Source organism: Rufibacter radiotolerans, from assembly GCF_001078055.1.
Classification (GTDB): domain Bacteria; phylum Bacteroidota; class Bacteroidia; order Cytophagales; family Hymenobacteraceae; genus Nibribacter; species Nibribacter radiotolerans.
This window is the reverse complement of the sequence record NZ_CP010777.1, coordinates 2498983-2518803: the sequence shown is the minus strand read 5'-3', so window position 1 is coordinate 2518803 and position 19821 is coordinate 2498983. Positions and strand designations below refer to the sequence as shown.

General features: G+C 51.7%; 14 protein-coding genes. 8 read left to right on the top strand and 6 right to left on the bottom strand.

The window, feature by feature from the left end:
• The first annotated feature begins 90 nt into the window (after window positions 1-90).
• Genes TH63_RS10485 through ftsZ form a run of 3 tightly spaced genes read left to right on the top strand, consistent with a single transcriptional unit; the run spans window position 91 to window position 3516 of the window.
• On the top strand, window positions 91-648 hold the full coding sequence (locus TH63_RS10485) for a cell division protein FtsQ/DivIB (RefSeq protein WP_231583458.1): 558 nt from the start codon (window positions 91-93) through the stop codon (window positions 646-648).
• Window positions 649-656: 8 nt separating this feature from the next.
• Window positions 657-1985: a cell division protein FtsA gene (gene ftsA / locus TH63_RS10480; protein WP_048920905.1), complete on the top strand. Its 1329-nt coding sequence runs from the start codon at window positions 657-659 to the stop codon at window positions 1983-1985.
• A gap of 25 nt (window positions 1986-2010) precedes the next feature.
• On the top strand, window positions 2011-3516 hold the full coding sequence (gene ftsZ, locus TH63_RS10475; RefSeq protein WP_048920904.1) for a cell division protein FtsZ: 1506 nt from the start codon (window positions 2011-2013) through the stop codon (window positions 3514-3516).
• Window positions 3517-3737: 221 nt separating this feature from the next.
• On the opposite strand, the gene TH63_RS10470 is transcribed toward ftsZ, so the two are convergent.
• The 4 genes from TH63_RS10470 to TH63_RS10455 all read right to left on the bottom strand — a co-directional run bounded on the left by TH63_RS10470 (window position 3738) and on the right by TH63_RS10455 (window position 7953).
• Window positions 3738-4262: an NADPH-dependent FMN reductase gene (locus tag TH63_RS10470; protein WP_048920903.1), complete on the bottom strand. Its 525-nt coding sequence runs from the start codon at window positions 4260-4262 to the stop codon at window positions 3738-3740.
• 187 nt (window positions 4263-4449) lie between these two features.
• A complete protein-coding gene (locus tag TH63_RS10465) occupies window positions 4450-5202 on the bottom strand; it encodes a succinate dehydrogenase/fumarate reductase iron-sulfur subunit (RefSeq protein ID WP_048920902.1) in 753 nt (250 codons plus the stop codon).
• A gap of 135 nt (window positions 5203-5337) precedes the next feature.
• Window positions 5338-7251: a fumarate reductase/succinate dehydrogenase flavoprotein subunit gene (locus tag TH63_RS10460; protein ID WP_048920901.1), complete on the bottom strand. Its 1914-nt coding sequence runs from the start codon at window positions 7249-7251 to the stop codon at window positions 5338-5340.
• A 9-nt stretch (window positions 7252-7260) separates the two neighbouring features.
• Entirely contained in the window at window positions 7261-7953 is a 693-nt protein-coding gene (locus TH63_RS10455) for a succinate dehydrogenase cytochrome b subunit (RefSeq protein ID WP_048920900.1), read from the bottom strand.
• A gap of 346 nt (window positions 7954-8299) precedes the next feature.
• Between TH63_RS10455 and TH63_RS10450 the strand changes: the two genes are divergently transcribed.
• From TH63_RS10450 to TH63_RS10440, 3 genes are all read left to right on the top strand, one after another.
• Window positions 8300-11017, top strand: a complete 2718-nt coding sequence (locus tag TH63_RS10450) for a T9SS C-terminal target domain-containing protein (protein ID WP_048920899.1) — start codon at window positions 8300-8302, stop codon at window positions 11015-11017.
• A gap of 153 nt (window positions 11018-11170) precedes the next feature.
• Complete coding sequence (gene fabD, locus TH63_RS10445) at window positions 11171-12046, top strand: ACP S-malonyltransferase (RefSeq protein ID WP_048920898.1); 876 nt, start codon at window positions 11171-11173, stop codon at window positions 12044-12046.
• A 42-nt stretch (window positions 12047-12088) separates the two neighbouring features.
• On the top strand, window positions 12089-13996 hold the full coding sequence (locus tag TH63_RS10440) for a polysaccharide biosynthesis protein (RefSeq protein ID WP_076606460.1): 1908 nt from the start codon (window positions 12089-12091) through the stop codon (window positions 13994-13996).
• Window positions 13997-14469: 473 nt separating this feature from the next.
• On the opposite strand, the gene folK is transcribed toward TH63_RS10440, so the two are convergent.
• Together folK and TH63_RS10430 are read right to left on the bottom strand one after the other, a co-directional pair.
• The gene (gene folK, locus TH63_RS10435; RefSeq protein WP_048920897.1) at window positions 14470-14955 is read right to left on the bottom strand and encodes a 2-amino-4-hydroxy-6-hydroxymethyldihydropteridine diphosphokinase; all 486 of its coding nucleotides are present in this window, start codon (window positions 14953-14955) and stop codon (window positions 14470-14472) included.
• Window positions 14955-15812: an alpha/beta hydrolase family protein gene (locus TH63_RS10430; protein WP_048920896.1), complete on the bottom strand. Its 858-nt coding sequence runs from the start codon at window positions 15810-15812 to the stop codon at window positions 14955-14957. Before TH63_RS10430 ends, folK begins: the two co-directional genes overlap by 1 nt.
• A 103-nt stretch (window positions 15813-15915) precedes the next feature.
• On the opposite strand from TH63_RS10430, the gene TH63_RS10425 reads away from it, so the two are divergent.
• Complete coding sequence (locus TH63_RS10425; protein ID WP_048920895.1) at window positions 15916-16893, top strand: polyprenyl synthetase family protein; 978 nt, start codon at window positions 15916-15918, stop codon at window positions 16891-16893.
• A 1076-nt stretch (window positions 16894-17969) separates the two neighbouring features.
• Window positions 17970-19814: an ABC transporter ATP-binding protein gene (locus TH63_RS10415; protein ID WP_082161635.1), complete on the top strand. Its 1845-nt coding sequence runs from the start codon at window positions 17970-17972 to the stop codon at window positions 19812-19814.
• The last annotated feature ends 7 nt before the right edge of the window (window positions 19815-19821 follow it).

Genomic DNA, 19821 nt, shown 5'->3' with positions numbered 1-19821 from the left:
GTCAATATTAAAATTGATAATGAGTATAACAATTACTTTCTTAGTGCATCGGAAGTAACTGCTCTGCTTACCAAAAATGGGGCCCAGCCTTTGACCGGTAGGAAAAAAGAGGAGATTGACCTCAAGCGGCTGGAAATGCGGATTAAATCGCATAAATTTGTAAGGCAGGCGGAAGTCTCTCGAGACTTGGAGGGCAATATCAACGTGACCATCCAGCAAAACCGGCCCATTGCGCGTCTCCTGAGCTCGAAGAAAGATGTGTACCTGGATGAAGAAGGCAATCAACTGCCCTTGTCATCTTTGTACACAGCGCACGTTCTTCCGGTGACCGTTTCCGCGGCGACGACTGCCGGTGAAGGGTCATTTTTCCAGGACTCCGTAGGGATGGCGTATCTGTCTCTGCTGAAGTACATTGAGAAGGACCCGTTCTGGAACGCGCAACTGGCGCACATGGACATTGACCCAAAAGGGAAAGTAAGTTTTCTGACGCAGGTTGGGGACCAGCGGATAGAGTTTGGGAAACCGGTGCAGGTAGAGGAGAAATTCAAAAGGCTTTTCATCTTCTACAAAGAGGTAATGCCGGTAGTGGGGTGGGAGAAGTATAGTCGATTAAATATCGAATACAAGGATCAGATTATTTGTGAATAGACAACAATATGACGCAGAACGACAAAATAGTTGTAGGCTTAGACATTGGAACAACCAAAATTTGCGCGCTGGTAGGGAGGAAAAACGAGTACGGCAAGCTGGAGATCCTGGGCTTGGGGAAAGCGGTTTCTGAAGGCGTAGTGCGTGGCATGGTGAGCAACATTGACAAAACCGTTGAAGCCATCCGTAAAGCGATAAAGCAGGCAGAAGAGCAATCTGGTATTGACATTAAGGTCGTGAACGTAGGTATTGCCGGGCAGCACATCAAAAGTCTGCAACACAACGGCAGTATCACCCGCACATCACTGGACAGCGAGATCACCGTTGAGGACGTGAACCGTCTTACCAATGACATGTACCGTCTGGTGACCCCACCTGGCAGTGAGATCATCCATGTAATGCCCCAGGACTACAAGGTGGATTACGAAGATGGCATCATGGACCCGGTTGGCATGTCTGGCGTTCGTTTGGAGGGGAACTTCCACATCATCACCGCCCAGTCTAACGCAGTAAACAACATCACCAAGTGCATCAGCCGGGCCGGTTTAGAGATTGACCAGCTTATACTGGAGCCCCTGGCATCTTGTATGTCTGTGTTGAGCGAAGAGGAGCGGGAAGCCGGTGTGGCCCTGATTGACATTGGAGGCGGTACTACTGACCTGGCTATCTTCAAAGACAACATCATCCGTCATACCGCGGTGCTTCCGTTTGGCGGTAACATCATCACCTCAGATATCAAGCAGGGTTGCATGGTCATGCAGAACCAGGCTGAGCAGCTCAAAGTGCGCTTTGGCAAAGCCATCGCCGACGAAGCCTCTGAGAATGAGATCGTTTCAATCCCGGGCCTTAGAGACCGGACTCCCAAAGAAATTTCCTTGAAAAACCTTGCTTATATTATAGAAGCGAGAATGGAGGAAATTGTTGAACTCGTTTACTCAGAAATTGTTAGAAGCGGGTATGCCAACCAACTGGCGGCAGGCGTGGTGATCACCGGAGGCGGTGCCCAACTGCAGAACCTGGTGCAATTGGTAGAGTACCTTACTGGACTGGATGCCCGCATTGGTTACCCCAATGAGCACTTAGGCAAAAGCAAGATTGACTCAGTGAAGAGCCCAATGTATGCTACCACCGTTGGTCTTGTATTGGCTGGTTACCAGGCGCTTGATGAGCGCGTGAACCGCTACACCGAGATGGCTAACAGTACCGGTAACAAGATTGTCAACGAGATAAGACCAGTTCAGAAATCAAATAGCGGCCCCGGCTTCTTTTCCAAGATCTTAGACCGGACCAAGAGTATGCTTATTGATGATTTTGACGATAAGCAACAAAACTATTAACGCGTAAATTTTCAGGAGAGATAACATGAGTTTTTCATCGTACAAGTTTGATGTGCCATCGCACTCCAAGTCAATCATTAAGGTGATTGGTGTTGGCGGAGGGGGAAGCAATGCTGTGAACCACATGTTCAATCAAGGCATTAAGGACGTGGAGTTCGTGGTATGTAATACTGATGAGCAGGCGTTGAAAAGCAGCAGTGTGCCCAATAAACTTCAGATTGGAACTACCCTCACCGAAGGTCTGGGTGCCGGGGCCAATCCTGAGCGTGGCAAGCAGGCTGCCCTGGAAAGCAAAGAAGAGATAAGAGAATTGCTGGGCGCGCATACCAAGATGGTGTTCATCACCGCAGGTATGGGCGGGGGAACCGGAACCGGTGCTGCCCCGGTAATTGCCAAAGTAGCCAAAGAGCTTGATATCTTAACCGTTGGTATTGTGACCGCCCCTTTTGCCTTTGAGGGCAGAAAGAAGCGTACCGCCGCTGACAACGGTATCAAAGAACTGAGCGAGAACTGTGACACCGTGCTGGTGATCCTCAATGATAAACTGCGCGAGATGTTCGGGAACCTGCCAATCAGAGCAGCGTTTGCCAAAGCAGATAACGTGTTAACCACCGCCGCCAAAAGTATCGCCGAGATCATTACGGTGACTTCTGAGGTGAACGTGGACTTTGAAGATGTGAAAACGGTCATGAAAGACTCCGGTGCCGCCGTGATGGGTTCTGCCATCACTGAAGGCGAGAATCGCGCCCTTCGTGCCGCCGAGGAATCCCTTTCCTCGCCGTTGCTCAACAACACTGATATACACGGTGCCCAGAAAATCCTTCTTTCCATTATGTCTGGTGACCAGGCCGAACTGGAGATGGATGAGCTGACGGAGATCACTGACTACATCCAGGAAAAAGCCGGTGATGACTCTGAGGTGATCTTTGGCCATGGTATTGATTCTACCTTGGGTGCCAGCATTAGAGTAACGGTCATTGCTACCGGGTTTGCCCGTGAAATGGTTAGCCTTCCGGCCCCAAAAAAGACTTTTGAGGCGGGAGGACCGGTAGTAGGTGCCACTGCGCCTCAGGCCGTGAGAGAGTATGCTGCTGAGCCTGTAGCCCCCGTTGCCCCTACTACCTTCTCTGTTACCCCACCGGTATCTGCTACCCAGCTAGTGGCCAATGAGCCAGTGCGCAAGCCAGCCCCGGTAACCGAAAACAAAATCATCTTTGACCTTGATTCTACCAGTGAACTGTTCACCCCCTCCTTTGAAGAAGAGGTAGTAGAGGTGGCCGCAGTTCAGGAAGTAAGCGAGGCGTCTCAGAACAAAATCAACGAGCGCCGCGAGCGCCTGCGCAGATTAAGCCTGGACACCAACACCGATGCCGCCATCAAAGAGAAGCTGGAGGTACCTGCCTATCTGAGAAGAAACGTGCAACTGGAGAACGTGGTGCCTTCCGCAGAGCAGCAGATTTCCCGCTTTAACCTCAACGATGACAACGAACTGCTAGGCGATAACCGCTTTTTGCATGACAATGTAGACTAGGCGCTTTAGCCCTGTTTTATAAAAAGAAGCCCTGAAACGCAAAACGTTTCAGGGCTTCTTTTTTGGATGTTTTTGACCGCAAAGCAATGGATAGGAATTCCTATGAGGCAGAGGGTTATTTCCCTTTTGGGCCCGTTTTCAGGAAAACGGCCTTAAAACGCATTGGTATTGCAAGGAGGAAACCACTTAAGGGCGGCGACACCAGAAGCCTGGTAGAAAGGCTAGAAAGTGATGAATTCAGCTATCTGTTCTTCCAGGAGTTGGTGGTAAAGCGGGTTGGTGAACTGTCCATTTTGCAGATGCTTGTGAATGAAGGGCAGGCGGGGCTTCTGGGCCAGCACATGAAGCCCGCAGTAATTCAGGACGTCGGTGAGGTGGCTGAGGGCAATATTGCCGCCCTGGCTGCCAGTAGATAGCCCCACCAAGGCTCCCTTCTTCCGGCGCAGGGCATCTGGGTATTCCAAGCCGTCAATGAAGGCCTTCAACACGCCGGGGTAGGAGCAGTTATACTCCGGCACAATGAACACAATCTTAGCGGCGGTGACTACTTGCCGGCGCAGGTCCAGGAACGCCTGAGAATACAGCTCACTTTTATAGAGCGAAGGAGAGGCGAAGTCCAGGGGAAGGTCCTGCAAGTCCAGTAGTTCAGAAGCCTGTCCGTGGGCAGCTAGCATCTCTTGGTAAAGCCTGGCTATTTGCAGGGTGATGGAGTCGGGGCGGTTGGTACCGGATATAATCAGAATCATGAACTACAAGGTATGCTTGTATAACCAAAGGGAAGCGCTAAAGTTACGCCTAATTTTATTCCGTAGAAACGGAGCAAAGTTGAATTGGGGTAAGGCTGTTTTAAGCCTGTTTTCCTGAAAACAGGCTTAAAACAGAAAAGGCGAAGCCGTTAAAGCTTCGCCTTTTGCTTATGGGTGCTACCGTTTTTTAAACGTTCTCAGACGTGAAAGAAGCAGCGTAGTATTCACGGTTGAGCATGGCAATATTCTCCAGGGAGATACCTACCGGGCATTCTGCCGCGCAGGATCCAATGTTGGAGCAGGCGCCAAAGCCTTCAATGTCCATCTGGGCCACCATGTTCTCTACGCGTGTCTTGCGTTCTACCTTACCCTGTGGTAACAGGGCCAGCTGGGATACCTTAGCCGAGGTGAATAGCATAGCAGAACCGTTCTTACAGGCCGCCACGCAGGCGCCACAACCAATACAGGTAGCCGCGTCAAACGCTTTGTCTGCAATAGACTTAGGAATAGGAATCACGTTGGCATCTGGTACCCCACCGGTGTTAATGGAGATGTACCCCCCGGCCTGCTGGATACGGTCCAGGGCAGAACGGTCAGTGCAAAGGTCTTTCAGAACCGGGAACGGGCCCGCTCTCCAGGGCTCAATGGTGATGGTATCCCCGTCTGAGAATTTGCGCATGTGCAACTGGCAGGTGGTGGTGCCACGCTCCGGCCCGTGGGCCCTGCCGTTAATGTAAAGGCTGCACATTCCGCAGATACCCTCGCGGCAGTCATGGTCAAAGGCCACAGGGTCAATGCCGCTGAGGAGCAACCCCTCATTGAGCACGTCCATCATCTCCAGAAACGACATTTCTGGGGAGATATCTTTTACTTGGTATGTTTCCAGCTTACCGGCCGCCTGGGAGTTTTTCTGTCTCCACACTTTCAGCGTCAGGTTCATTGGTTTGCTGTTAGGATTATTACCAGCCATCTCTTTTTCTAATTAAGAATTAAGAATGTAGAATTAGGAATTAGTGAAAGAGGCTCCAGTTACAGGATCTGCCTCCATTCTTAATTCCCAATTCTTAATTATTCATTACTTATAGCTGCGTTGTGTCAGCTTCACGTTCTCAAACTTCAGCTCTTCCTTGTGTAGGGTTGGCTGTTCGTTAGGACCGGTGTACTCCCAGGCGGCTACGTAGGTGTAGTTCTCGTCATCACGCAGCGCTTCGTTCTCTGGGGTCTGGTACTCCTCCCGGAAGTGACCTCCGCAGGACTCGTTGCGGTTCAAGGCATCATCTACCATCAGTTCGCCCAGTTCCAGGAAGTCGGCCACGCGGCCGGCTTTCTCCAGGGTTACGTTCAGCTCCTCGTTGGTACCCAAAATCTTCACGTCATTCCAGAAGGCGTCGCGCAGTTTTCTGATCTCCTGCTTGGCGTACTGGAGGCCTTCGGCGTTACGGGCCATGCCGCAGTAATCCCACATGAGGTGGCCAAGGGCCTTGTGGAAATCATCAACGGTTCTGGTGCCTTTGATATTAAGCAAGCGGTCCACATCGGCCTTCACGGCAGCCTCAGACTCCTTAAAGGCTGGGTGGCTGGTTTCTACGCGGCTGGCAGGGATCTGTGCCAGGTAATCACCAATGGTATAAGGGATCACGAAGTAGCCGTCGGCCAGACCTTGCATCAAAGCAGAAGCCCCTAAACGGTTGGCGCCGTGGTCAGAGAAGTTACACTCGCCGGTGGCGTAAAGCCCCGGGATGGTGGTCATGAGGTTGTAATCTACCCAAAGGCCACCCATAGTGTAGTGCACGGCCGGGTAAATGCGCATTGGAGATTCATACGGGTTCTCACCCGTGATCTTCTCATACATCTCAAAAAGGTTACCGTATTTCTGGCTCACCTTGTCTAAACCGTCACGCTTAATGGCATCGGCAAAATCAAGGTACACGGCCAGTTTGGTGGTTCCTACGCCACGTCCTTCGTCGCAGGCCAGTTTGGCGTTACGGGAAGCCACGTCGCGGGGCACCAGGTTACCGAAGGAAGGGTATTTGCGCTCCAGGAAGTAATCACGCTCCTCTTCCGGAATGTCTCCCGGGGCACGGTTATCACCTACTGCCTTAGGAACCCATACGCGTCCGTCGTTCCTCAGGGACTCAGACATCAGCGTCAGCTTAGACTGGTAGTCGCCGGAAACCGGGATACAGGTTGGGTGAATTTGGGTGAAGCATGGGTTGGCGAACAAGGCGCCTTTCTTGTGGGCACGCCAGATAGCCGTGGTGTTGGAGCCCATGGCGTTGGTGGAAAGGTAGAACACGTTACCATAGCCACCAGTAGCCAGAATCACGGCGTGGGCGCTGTGTGACTCAATTTTACCGGTCACCAGGTGACGCGTGACAATACCGCGGGCTTTGCCGTCTACCATAACCAGGTCCAGCATCTCGGTACGCGGGTACATCTTCACTTTCCCGTAGGCAATCTGACGGTTAAGGGCAGAGTAGGCACCCAGCAACAGCTGCTGGCCGGTTTGGCCCCGGGCGTAGAAGGTCCGGCTTACCTGAGCACCCCCGAAGGAGCGGTTGGCCAGTAGTCCGCCGTACTCGCGGGCGAAGGGAACGCCTTGCGCCACGCATTGGTCAATGATGTTCACGCTCACTTGCGCCAGACGGTACACGTTGGCTTCGCGGGCGCGGTAGTCACCACCTTTAATGGTGTCATAGAAAAGGCGGTACACGCTGTCACCGTCGTTCTGGTAGTTTTTGGCGGCATTGATACCCCCCTGGGCTGCAATGGAGTGCGCGCGGCGTGGGCTGTCCTGGTAGCAGAAGGCCTTTACGTTATAGCCCAACTCGGCTAAGGTGGCGGCAGCGGAAGCCCCGGCCAGACCGGTTCCCACTACAATGACATCGTATTTACGTTTGTTGGCCGGGTTTACCAGCTTCACATTGAATTTATGCTTTTCCCATTTATCGGCCAATGGCCCTTCAGGAATCTTGGAATCTAGAATCATACCGTTCGCTTATGACAAAACAACGTCTTTGATGAAAAAATACAGAGGCATGGCGGCAAAAACAGCAGGCACCACCACAGAGAAGAAAGCCCCGAACATTTGAATGGCCGGCGTGTATTTCTTATGGTTTAAGCCCAGGGTCTGGAAGGCGCTCTGGAACCCGTGGTACAAGTGGTACCCTAAGGCAATCTGGGCCAGCACATAGATCAGGACATACCACCAGATGTGGAAAGACTGCACTACTTTCTGGTAAAGGTTATCATAGTGCACATTGTCTACCACCACTCCTTCTAAGCCGCCAAAACGGGCCGGCACAAAGAAATTCCAAAGGTGGATGATCAAAAACACCAGGATCACGGTACCCAGTAAACCCATGTTGCGGGAAGACCAGTTACTGTTGTCCTGAGGACGGTTATAGGCATAGGCTACCGGCCGTACGCTTTGGTTGCGGCGAGTAAGCACCAGGGCCTCATAGATATGGAGCAGGAAGCCTGCCACCAGCACAAATTCCATAGTCCGGATGATGGGGTTTGTGCCCATGAAATGCGAATAGACGTTAAACGCATTACCTCCGTCATCTTTGAACAACTGGAGGTTACCCACCAGGTGTACCACCAAAAAGGAGATGAGAAACAGACCAGTGATGGCCACCAGAAACTTTCGGCCTATACTACTGGATAACGTTTTAGAGAACCAACTCATTTTGTTGTGTTAAGGTTGAGAAATTAGGTGTGTTAGGGATGGTTAAATCTTTCCAAAGGTACATGCGGGGGCCTTCTCAAGCAATTGGTCTTTTTTATTTTGAATAAATCTAAATTGAGCCTTTTGCTCCACTAAACTCCCTTGGGCAAAGGACGTTTTAGAGCCGTTTTAGGAAAAATAGGCTAAAAACGTCTTTTGCCCCGGAAGTTTACAACAGTGAAACCTAGAATTCGTTATAGCCATAAACCTATATCTCTATAACCAGGATACCACGTATTTGTTGGTTAAGTCCATGGTCAGGATAGAGATTCTTCTATCTTTGCTTCTGCATGCAAAACTCTACTATATGCCTCTACATTTACATAAAGTAAAAGCTTGGCTGTATGTGCTGGGTGGGCTGTTTCTTTTGACCCTCTTTCTGGCGCCTCAGGCGCAGGCTACCCACTTACGCGCCGGCAATATCTTTATTAAGAGTGATACCACGGCGGCCAAAAACCCGCTTCGTTTCTTCTTTAAGCTGGTGACCTACAGCGTGGCCCCGCCACCCTTTGAAGACCTTGAGGCTACCTTGTACTTTGGCGACTGTACCCAACAGACCTCACCGCGGGCCAGCCGGGTGCTGCTGCAGAACGGGCAGAACAACACTTTTGTCAATACTTATTTCTTTGAGCATATCTATTCTGGCGGGGGCACCTTTACGGCCACGTTCGTGGGCGAGAACCGGAACGGGGGCGTAGTCAACATTTCCAACTCGGTGCAGCAGACCTTCTTTCTGCAGTCTACGCTCACCATTGACCGTCTGTTCCCCATCATCAACCGGTCCCCGGTCCTGGAAGTACCCCCGGTAGACGTGGCGGTGCGCGGACAGATCTTCGTGCACAACCCCGGGGCCTATGACCCAGACGGCGACAGCCTTTCCTTTAAACTGCTTCCCTCCAGGGTAGATGCCGGCCGGGACGCCTGCGGAAACCCCATTGGCCAGACAGCGCCGGGCTACCGGAGCCTGGACCAGTTCCTGGGAGCCGCCCAGCCCGGCGGGCCTGCAGGGTTCTCCATTGACCGCAACACCGGCCAGATCACCTGGAACACCCCCAATACCCTGGGGGAATTCAACTTCGCCTTTATTGTGGAAGAGTGGCGGAATGGACGGCTCATAGGCACCGTGATCAGGGACATGCAGGTGTTTGTGCGTGATGACCCCAACCGGCCCCCGGTGCTTATTGTGCCCCGTGATACCTGCGTAGTGGCAGGCACATTGCTCAGAGACATTATCAAGGTGCGCGACCCGGACAAAGACCCTGTGACGGTGACCGCGTTTGGAAGCATGTTGCCGCCGGCCACCTTCAGACCCCAGAGTGACACCAGCCACATCTTTACCTGGCAGACCACCTGCCTGGACGTCCGACGATCACCGTACCAGGTGGTGTTCAGGGCAGAAGACCGGCCGCCGGCAGGACGCATTATTTTAACGGACCTTAAACCTTGGCGTATTTCGGTGGTGGGGCCGCCTCCGGTATTGGTATCGGCGGTGCCGCAAACCAGCAGCAGCATCCGGCTGAACTGGTCTGCCTACACATGCCCTAACGCCACCAGAATGTATATTTACCGCCGCGAAGGACCTTCTAATTTCAAGCCGGGGCCATGTGAGACGGGTATTCCGGCCTCTGCCGGGTACGTGCGGGTAGGGGAGGTGAGCGCAGGCGTTACCACGTTCCTGGATAATAACGGCGGAAAAGGCCTGGAGCGCAACAAGACCTATTGCTACCGCATCTACGCCGAGTTCCCGGAGCCGGGCGGCGGAAGCAGTATTGCCTCCAATGAGCTGTGCGCCACGCTTGAGTCTATTTCCCTCACCAAAGTAAGCGTACTGGAAACCAGCGCCACCACCGGTAAGATCAGGGTGGAGTGGAACAAGCCAAAGGCTATTGTGACCACCTTGACTCCTCCTTTGCAGTACCGCTTGTTGCGTACCATGGGCCAGGGAAGAAGTCCTCAAGGCAACTACACGCAGGTATTCATCAGCAACAACCTCAATGACACCGTCTTCACAGATAATAACCTGAACACCCTGGACACGGCCTACGCCTACCGGGTAGAGTTTTACCATTCCGGCACTACGGGTTCACCCACGGTGTTGGTAGACTCTTCCTCGGCGTCCAGTGTGCGGTTAAATGCCGTAGCCAACGGGGCTACAATGGTTCTGAACTGGACCTACAACGTGCCCTGGAACAACGCCAGCACCCCGGCCAAGCCTTTGTACCACGTCATTTACCTGAAACTGCCCAACTCTGCGGTGTTCCAGAAATATGACAGTGTGCTGGCAGGGCCTACCGCAGGTACCTTCTCTAAACAGGTTCCGCTGGAGCAAGGCAAGGAGTATTGCGCCTATGTGGTGACCAAGGGCACGTTCCAGAACCCGCTGCTGCCAGACCCAATCCTCAATAACAGCCAGATTACCTGCTTCTCGCGGCCTTGCGTGCCTATCTTGACCGTAGACAATGACTGCGACGATGACTTTGTGGCCGGTGTGACGCCTATCCAGAACCGCCTCTCCTGGACGCTACCTACCGGCTGTAACGCCTCGGATATTGACTTCTACAAAGTGTACTTCAGGGAGACCGATGCCGAGGAGTTCAAGGTCATTGCCACTATCAAAGATCTGGCTTACCTGCACCAGAACCTGCCTTCGTTTGCCGGTTGCTACTACGTCACGGCAACTGACAAGAACGGAAGCGAGAGTGAGCGCAGCAACATTGAATGCGAAGACAACTGTATTGTGTTTGTGTTGCCGAACATCTTTACCCCTAACAATGACGGCAGTAATGATGAGTTCACGCCTAAGCAAGGGGCCACTTTCATCAAGAAAGCCACCCTTAAGGTATATAACCGCTGGGGTAACAAGGTGTATGAAAGCAGCGCCGAACCCGGTTTACGCTGGAAAGGCGTAGGGGACAACGGCAAAGCTCTGGCTGAAGGCACCTACTTCTATCAGGTAGAGGTAGAGTTTTACGGCAGGGTGCCTGAAATACGCACCTACAAAGGGTGGGTAGAGATTCTGCGCTAACCTTAGGCTGTGCATTTTAAATCATGAAGAATGGTGCCTATTCCTCCGGGAATGGGCACCATTTTTATATATTTGCCGTCTTACTTTTGATAAAACCTGTTTTGAGCCCGTTTTTACATAAATTGGCCTAAAACGAAAATCTAAAGCCAAACTATGAAAGCATACGTTTTTCCGGGCCAGGGCTCCCAGTTTGTGGGTATGGGCAAAGACCTTTATGAGCAATACCCCGCAGCTAAAGACCTTTTTGAGCGCGCTAATGAGATCTTGGGTTTTCGAATCACAGATATTATGTTCAGTGGCGCCGATGAGGAACTAAAGCAGACCAAGGTTACCCAACCCGCCATCTTCCTGCACTCGGTTATTCAGGCCGCGGTAGCCACAGACTTCGCCCCAGAAATGGTGGCCGGTCACTCTCTGGGCGAGTTCTCTGCCCTGGTGGCCAATAAAGTGCTGGCTTTTGAAGATGCCCTGCGCCTGGTTTCTAAGCGCGCGTTGGCCATGCAGAAAGCCTGCGAGGAGCAACCGTCTACCATGGCTGCTATCCTGGGCCTGGAAGACGAGAAGGTAGAGCAGATCTGCGCCGAGGTGAAGGATGTGGTGGTTGCGGCCAACTACAATTGCCCCGGTCAGTTGGTGATATCCGGCTCGGTGCCGGGCGTGGAGGAGGCCTGTGAGCGCTTGAAAGCCGCCGGCGCCAAAAGAGCCTTGTTGTTACCGGTAGGAGGGGCTTTCCACTCACCTTTGATGAAATCCGCGGAGGCGGAACTGGAGGAGGCGATCCGTCAGACCACGTTTAGCCCTGCCATCTGCCCGGTATACCAGAACGTAGATGCCAAACCGCATTCTGACCCGCAGGAGATCCAGCAGAACCTGATCAAGCAGCTGACCGCCCCCGTACGTTGGACGCAGTCTGTGCAGCAGATGATTGCCGATGGCGCCACGATCTTTATTGAGTGCGGACCAGGCAAGGTGTTGCAGGGCCTGGTGAAAAAGATTGACAAAAATGCCGAGGTATGGCAGGTAAGCTAAGCCTGAATTTCGTACGTAGCGGGTAAGGTTAAAATCAGAAGCATGGGGCAGGTAAAAGAGTTTTTCGGTCAGAAGATGCCAAAGCAATTGGTGTTTGCCCTGGATATTCTCCTGTGTGCTGTCTCCTTCCTGATGGCTTACCTGCTGCGCTTTAACTTTGATTTCCAGAAATACACTGAATTGTCCGTTGCCCAGATGCTGCCCATTGTGTTGGCAGTAAGGGCAGCGGCTTTTTTTTATACCCGAACCTATGCGGGCATCCTTCGCTACACCAGCCTGGATGACCTGCGCAAGCTTTTTGTAGCCCTCTCGGTGAGTTCCCTGGTATTAGTGGCCGCCCAGTTGGTGTACAACAAAGGATTGGGGTATCAGAATTTCATTCCCATTTCTGTGCTGCTCATTGATTATCTGGGCAGTATTCTGGCGCTTTCCCTGCTACGGGTATGGGCCAAGATCATGCACTATGAGTGGAACCACACCAACTCGCCTAAGGTGAACGTGGTCATTTTTGGGGCCGGCGAAGTGGGTAGCATCACCCTGAACACCCTGCACCAGGACATGGGCACCTACTATAATATAGTGTCTTTTCTTGATGACGCCAAACAGAAGCAGGGGCTATCCATTAACGGCGTGCCCATCCATAAACCCTTGGATAATTTTACGGCCCAGCTTTCTTCTCTCAAAGTAGATCTGCTCATTCTGGCGGTGCAGCGGCTTACCACCTTACGGCGCCGGCAACTGGTGGAGGCGTGCCTTAATGCGGGTGTGCAGGTACTGGTGGTGCCGCCGGTCTATAAATGGATCAACGGGGAGCTGAGTTTCAAGCAGATACGCGAGGTGCAGATTGAAGACGTGTTGGGCCGCCCTTCGGCCGAAATTGATTCTCCGCTCTTGCACAAGGAGCTTCAGAACCGCACCATTCTGGTGACCGGCGCGGCGGGTTCCATTGGCAGCGAACTGGTCCGGCAACTGATTAGGTTCAAGCCGCGGCAACTGGTGTTGGTAGACCAGGCGGAATCCGCTTTATATGACCTGGAACTGGAACTGACCGAGCTGTACGTTAAGCTGAACTTTGAGGTGATCCTAGGCGGTATCTGCAATAAGGAACGTATGGAGGCCGTGTACAAGACCTTTACCCCCGAGGTGGTATTCCATTGCGCGGCCTACAAGCACGTGCCTGTGATGGAGGAGAACCCCACTGAATCCCTGAATACCAATATTCTGGGTACTAAGATCGTTGCCGATCTGGCAGTGAAATACCAGGCCCAGAAATTTGTGCTGCTCTCCACCGACAAGGCCGTTAACCCTACCAGCGTGATGGGCGCCTCCAAGCGGCTCTGTGAAATGTACGTGCACGCCATGGACCATTACCTCCGTGATTCTGGACACAAGCGTACCCGCTTCATCACCACCCGCTTCGGTAATGTGTTGGGCAGTACCGGTTCCGTGATTCCTCGTTTTCGGAAGCAGATTATGGAGGGCGGCCCCGTGACCGTTACCCACCCAGACATTTCCCGCTACTTTATGTCCATCCGGGAAGCCTGCCAATTGGTGCTGGAAGCCTCCGCCATGGGCAAGGGCGGCGAGATTTACATCTTTGACATGGGTGATTCCATCAAGATTGTGGACCTGGCTAAGAAAATGATCAAACTCTCGGGCCTCACCCTGGGCAAGGACATTCAATTGGTCTACACTGGACTCCGGCCAGGCGAGAAACTGGAGGAAGAGCTTTTCCATGAGAATGAGGCCGTGCAGACCACCGACCATCCCAAAATCAGAATCGCCAACCTGCCCACCCCGCAGAGTGAACAGGTGCTAAAAGATATTGAAGCCCTGATTGGTTTATTTTCTTCGCAGGACAACGTAGCGGTGATCAAGAATATGAAACTGTTGGTGCCGGAGTATGTGAGCCAGAATTCGGTGTATCAGAAGTTTGATGTAAGGAAGTAAGAAGGGTGTTGCTTCCGCCAATTGTTGGTCAGATTACCGGCCGTTGTTGGTGTTCTCACCAACAAATTAAACTGCCTTTCCAATCGCAATTGCTTTTCTTAGTGCACACCTTTCCGCTTAAGCCTTGGATTAGAAGCCAACACCTGAGTCCTTATGCTGTCTTGTTGCATGGTTTCCCTCCGAGCGCTCACGGCCGCGGGGCCCCGTCTTTCCCCCTCGCACTGCCCTTGCGGCCGCTTTGCCTTCTGCTCTTAGCTAGAGCTGTTGCAGGGCCACAAGCGAGGCGCTCGAGGTAAAGACTGGAATCGGGGAATGCTGGGGATTGGATTAGGGCGTTTTCAGCACGTTTTCCGGAAAACAGGCCTAAAGCGCTGTCCCACCTCTTCGACGCAGACTCTCCCCTTGAGGGGAGCGCAGAGGGGTGTTTACACAAGAGATGACTATTGGAGAATCGTCGGAAAAATCCTCTAACATCACTCCCTTACTAGACTCACCTCCAACAAATCCGGGCACTCCTCTAGGAGTTCTGCTACCGTTTTGCCTAAAACCGGGTGTATGAAATCTGGGGCTACTTCTGCCAGGGGAACCAGAGTAAAGCGCCGGAGGTGCAGTTGGGGGTGGGGAAGATGTAAGGTGGCGGTTTCTATGATTCCCTGACCATAAAAGAGCAGATCAATGTCAATGACGCGGGCTCCCCAGCGTTCCTTCCTGATGCGGCCCAGGTCTTGTTCTACCTGTTGGGTAGTGGCCAGCACTTCTTGCGGGGAAAGATTGGTGTGAAAGACCAGCACCTGGTTCAGGAAGGATGGTTGATCTTCAAAGCCCCAGGCGGCGGTTTGGTAGAGGCTGGACCTTAGGGCTGTTTTCCCGAAAACGGCCTCTAAACGCAAACAGGCCTCTGTAAGGTAAAAGGTACGGTCGCCCAGGTTGCTGCCCAGTAGCAGAAAAAGAGGGGTCATTATGAACGGGCTATGGCTTCCTGAAAGAATTTGATGGTTTTATCGGCGGCGGCTTGGGCTGGGGTTGGTAAGTGCGGTTCTCCATAGGGGTGCTTCCCACCGAATGAATGGTCGCCCTCTGGGATAAGGTAAAGCTCCGCGAAGGGGTTTTGGGCGTGCAAATCGTGGGCCATTTGCACGGGTAGCGTCTCATCCTGTTCGCCATGGATGATGAGGAGCGGCATCTGGATCTTTTCTACGGCCTTGGCAATATTCAGGCGGTCGCGGTTGGCCAGGTAATTCTCCACCAATTGGTAGTAGAGCGGCATTTGCTGGCCCGTGCGGGCATTGGCAATGTACTGCACCCCGGTCTTTTGCCACTGCTCCATCACCTCAGGCGACCATCGCTGGTCTATGTCACTGATCGCCGACCATGTGGCCACGCCCGTGATGCGGCTGTCTTCAGAGGCCTTAAGCAGCACCAGGCCACCGCCACGACTGTGCCCGATCAGAAACAGGTAGTCAGGATCCATTTCCTGAGCCGGTATTTGGGCGGGGTTGTTTTTCAGGTGGTCTATGACGGTGCCCAGATCGTCCAACTCAATGCAGAAATTGTTGTTCCCGAAGGCTTCCATGTTGGTGAGGTCGGTGCCGTCTGGCTCCACGCCGTTATGTGACAGGTTCAGCTTTACAAACACAAACCCATGGTGGGCAAAGTAATCTGCCAGTAAATTAAAGTGGCCCCAGTCCTTGAAACCCTTGAACCCGTGCACGAACACCACCACCGGTTTGGCCTGTCCATCGGCTTCCCAGCGGGCGTCAACGGCAAAATCGCGGCCATGCGGAGAGGAGAGAAGAAAGTCTGTGTGCTGTACCATAAGGTTAATTTTAAAAGGCCGCCGAAGTAACGCCTGAATAACGTCAAATCCAAATGGAGCGTTTGCTTTCGAGGGCGGAGGCTCGTATTATTGTGCCACCAAAATGAGCAGCCCTTTAAACCAGATACAGGTCCCCATTGCAGCCGAGATGCAGGAGTTCGAAAAGAAGTTCCGGCAGTCTATGCAATCCAATGTTCTGTTGCTGGATAAGATCATGGGCTACATTGTAAAACGGAAAGGGAAGCAGATGCGCCCCATGTTCGTTTTCTTTATGGCCAAGCTCATGCAGGATCAAACCTCTGAGGCTACCTACCGCGGCGCCGCCCTCATTGAACTGCTGCACACCGCCACCTTGGTACATGATGATGTGGTAGATGATTCCAATTATCGCCGCGGTTTCTTCTCTGTGAACGCCCTCTGGAAAAACAAGATTGCCGTGTTGGTGGGTGATTACCTGCTCTCCAAAGGCCTCTTGCTCTCCCTCAACAACAATGATTTTGCGCTCCTCAAGATTGTGAGCAACGCCGTGCGCGAGATGAGTGAGGGCGAACTCCTACAGATGGAGAAGGCCCGTCGCCTGGACATCACCGAAGAGGTGTATTTTGACATCATCCGGCAGAAAACCGCCTCGTTGATAGCGTCTTGCTGTGCCGTTGGCGTGGCCTCGGCGGGCGCTGATGAGGAAACCGTGGAGAAAGCCCGCCTGTTTGGCGAGAAAGTGGGCCTGGCCTTCCAGATCAAAGATGATTTGTTTGACTACGGCACCGCCGAGATAGGCAAACCCGTGGGCATTGACATCAAAGAGAAGAAAATGACGCTTCCCCTAATCTACGCCTTGCAGCAAGCAGATTGGCTCACCAAGCGCCGCGTGATCTACAACGTCAAGAACAACAACGGCAAAACCGAAAAGATCAACGAGGTGATTGCCTTCGTGAAAAAATCTGGGGGCCTGGAATACTCTATCCAGCGGATGGAAGCCTTCCACGCCGAGGCCCTGGAACTCCTCCACACCTTCCCCGCTTCCCCTTCCCGCGACTCCCTGGAGCAACTCATCCGGTACACCATAGACCGGGAGAAATAAGCCGCCTTTTCAATCCTTTTCCCTGAAAACGTTTATCGTTAGTAGCATTGGTGTTTTGAGGCCGTTTTCCGGAAAATGGCCTCAAAACAGAAAATTCTTTCTGTATCTTGTATTTATGATTGGTGGTTCGGACTAGGGCTTAGTTCAGTGCCTGCTTATTATTATTTTAGATGCGGTTTGGCAGGATAAGCGTTGGGTTTAAGGTGGTTATTAATTCAGCTCTCTTTTATGCATTATGTAAATAAACCGAATAACGCCTTTAGCGGCTAGTTGGCAAAATTTTAAAGAATGATAAAGTCAAGACTTACCTATCTTCTACTTCCTTTGCTTGTGGTGTTTTCCATCTGTTCGGTAGTAATGCTTTATATAGTCTATATCATAATAATTAATAACCTCGACAATGTTACAGACATAGATATAATTGGAGGAGTTCTATTCCTCTCGTGGATTTCTATTTTCCCATTAGCCTTGTTTCTGTCCTTGTTGAAGGATTTCAAGTTCCACCCGAACAAGCTTGAAGTGATATATCTATATGGACTATTTACCAGATTTTACGATTACAAAGATTTGAAGATATCTGATTATGTATGGTCAACGAGTGGAATTCTTATACAGTTACCCGACCGAGACCAGATGACATTAGGAGAAAAGCAGTATCAAAATTATAGTCAGGTAAAAAAAGCTCTTGAACAAAACATTCCTAAAGGTGCAATAAAGGTAAAGCTCACAAATAGGTTTTCCCGGATCATGATTCTGTTAGGGGCTATAATAATCATTGTTTTTGCTTCCAGCTTTATGTTTAAATAGAGTAACTTTTGCCAATATTTTGCATGCTTCGGCCGCCGGACTTATAGTAGTTTAGCAAGACCCGTTAAACTTATAAATTAAATAGTGGTACGCGTATTTTAGCAACAAGAAAGTAAAGCTCCCAAACAAACCCCTCCCTTAATCTCCTTAATAGTTCCCAACGCCCTTTCCCTCAAACCGAATCCACCTGCTTCTCACAAGCCCTAAAAAAGCTCCTACCACATATAAGTTGAGCTGAAACTCGTATTGGTCTTATAGCAGAAGATGTTATGGAAACAGTTTCTACAGACAGGCCACATGATCCAACGGCATCTGACGGGGAAAAACTGCAGGTCTCCCAAAGCCTGACGGGCCTGGTGTTTGGGTTGCTGAAGCCTTACCGCACCTGGATCCTGATCATAATTGCCGCCATGCTGGGCGAAACCATCATGAGCCTGGCCACTCCATGGCCTTTGAAAATCATTATAGACAATGTGATCAATGACCATGACTTACCTAGGTGGCTGGCTTGGATCAGGGCTTTTTCCATTGGCGAGACCAAGTTTGAACTGGCCCTTCTGGCTGCATTGGTCATTGTTTTTGTCACCGTGTTAGGGGAACTGGCTAGCTTTGCCAATAATTATTATACAGAGAGTGTGGCCCAATACGTGGCCAATGATTTGCGCCGGCACATGTACCACCACTTGCTGCGGCTTTCGCTTTCTTACTATGACCGCAACCAGGTAGGTAAACTCCTCAGTACCATTACCTCAGACGTTTCCACTATCCAGGATTTCGCTTCCCAGACCTTGTTGAACATTCTGATAGATGCCCTTACTATTATAGGCATGCTTATAATTATGTTCTCCCTTAACTGGGACTTTACCCTCATGGCGGTGGGCGTGTCTCCGTTTCTGCTGCTCTTTATTGTCCGGTTCAAGAAAGCCGTGAAAAAAGCCACCCATGAGGTGCGCAGGGATCAAGCCGAAATGGTAAGTGTGCTGCAACAAGGGCTGGAATCCATCAGAAATATCAATGCCTTTGGCCGGCAGGACCTGGAAGAGCACCGCTTGGAAAAGGTGAGTTATGAAACCATTGAGGCCGCCTTGAAAGCCCGAAAGGTAAAGTCTATGATTTCGCCGGTGGTCAGTATTGTCATATCCCTTTGCACCGCTTTTGTGCTGTACCGCGGCGCTGAACTGGTCCTGAAGGGGTTAATGACTTTGGGGGCCTTAACGGTATTTCTCTCGTACCTCAATAAGTTTTTCAACCCGGTCAAGAACCTTGCCAAAATGACCACCAACATTGCCCAAGCGCTGGTGGCCCTGGAACGGATTCAACAGATCTTAGGCACAGATACGTTTATCTACCAGAAGCCAAATGCCCGTACGCCTGGTAAATTTAAAGGTGACATTAAACTGGAAAATCTGTCATTTGCCTATCTGCCGGGCAACCTGGTGCTGCATAACCTCAACTTGGAGATAAAAGCAGGGCAGCACGTAGGTATTTGCGGACCTACCGGCAGCGGAAAATCTACCATCGCCAGCCTCATCCCCAGGTTTTATGATCCCACGGCCGGCCGGGTATTGATGGACGGGGTAGACATAAAGGAGTTCAAGCTAGACGGCCTCAGAATGCAGATCAGTTTTGTGCTCCAGGAGACCGTACTTTTCTTCGGAACCATCCAGGAGAATATCGCCTACGGAAGGCCCGAGGCCACCCAAGAGGAAATTCTGGAGGCCGCCCAGAAAGCCAATGCCCATGAGTTTATCATCCGGCTTCCGCAGGGGTATAACACGGAGGTAGGGGAAAGGGGCATGACGCTGTCTGGGGGAGAGCGGCAGCGCGTTGGCATAGCCCGGGCCATTGTGCGAAATTCCCCCATCCTTATCCTGGATGAACCCACCGCCTCCCTGGACCCCGAGGCCGAGAAAAGCGTGCTGGACGCCCTTGAAAAACTGATGGAGGGCCGCACCGTCATCACCATCACCCACCGGCTGCACACCATAAGGGCAGCAGACAATATCTTTGTCATTAAAGATGGCAGTGTGGTAGAGGAAGGAACCAGTAATGAATTGCTACAAAAAGGGGGCCTGTTTGCCGAGCTGTATACGCTGCAGGAGAATGAGGTCTGACCCGGTT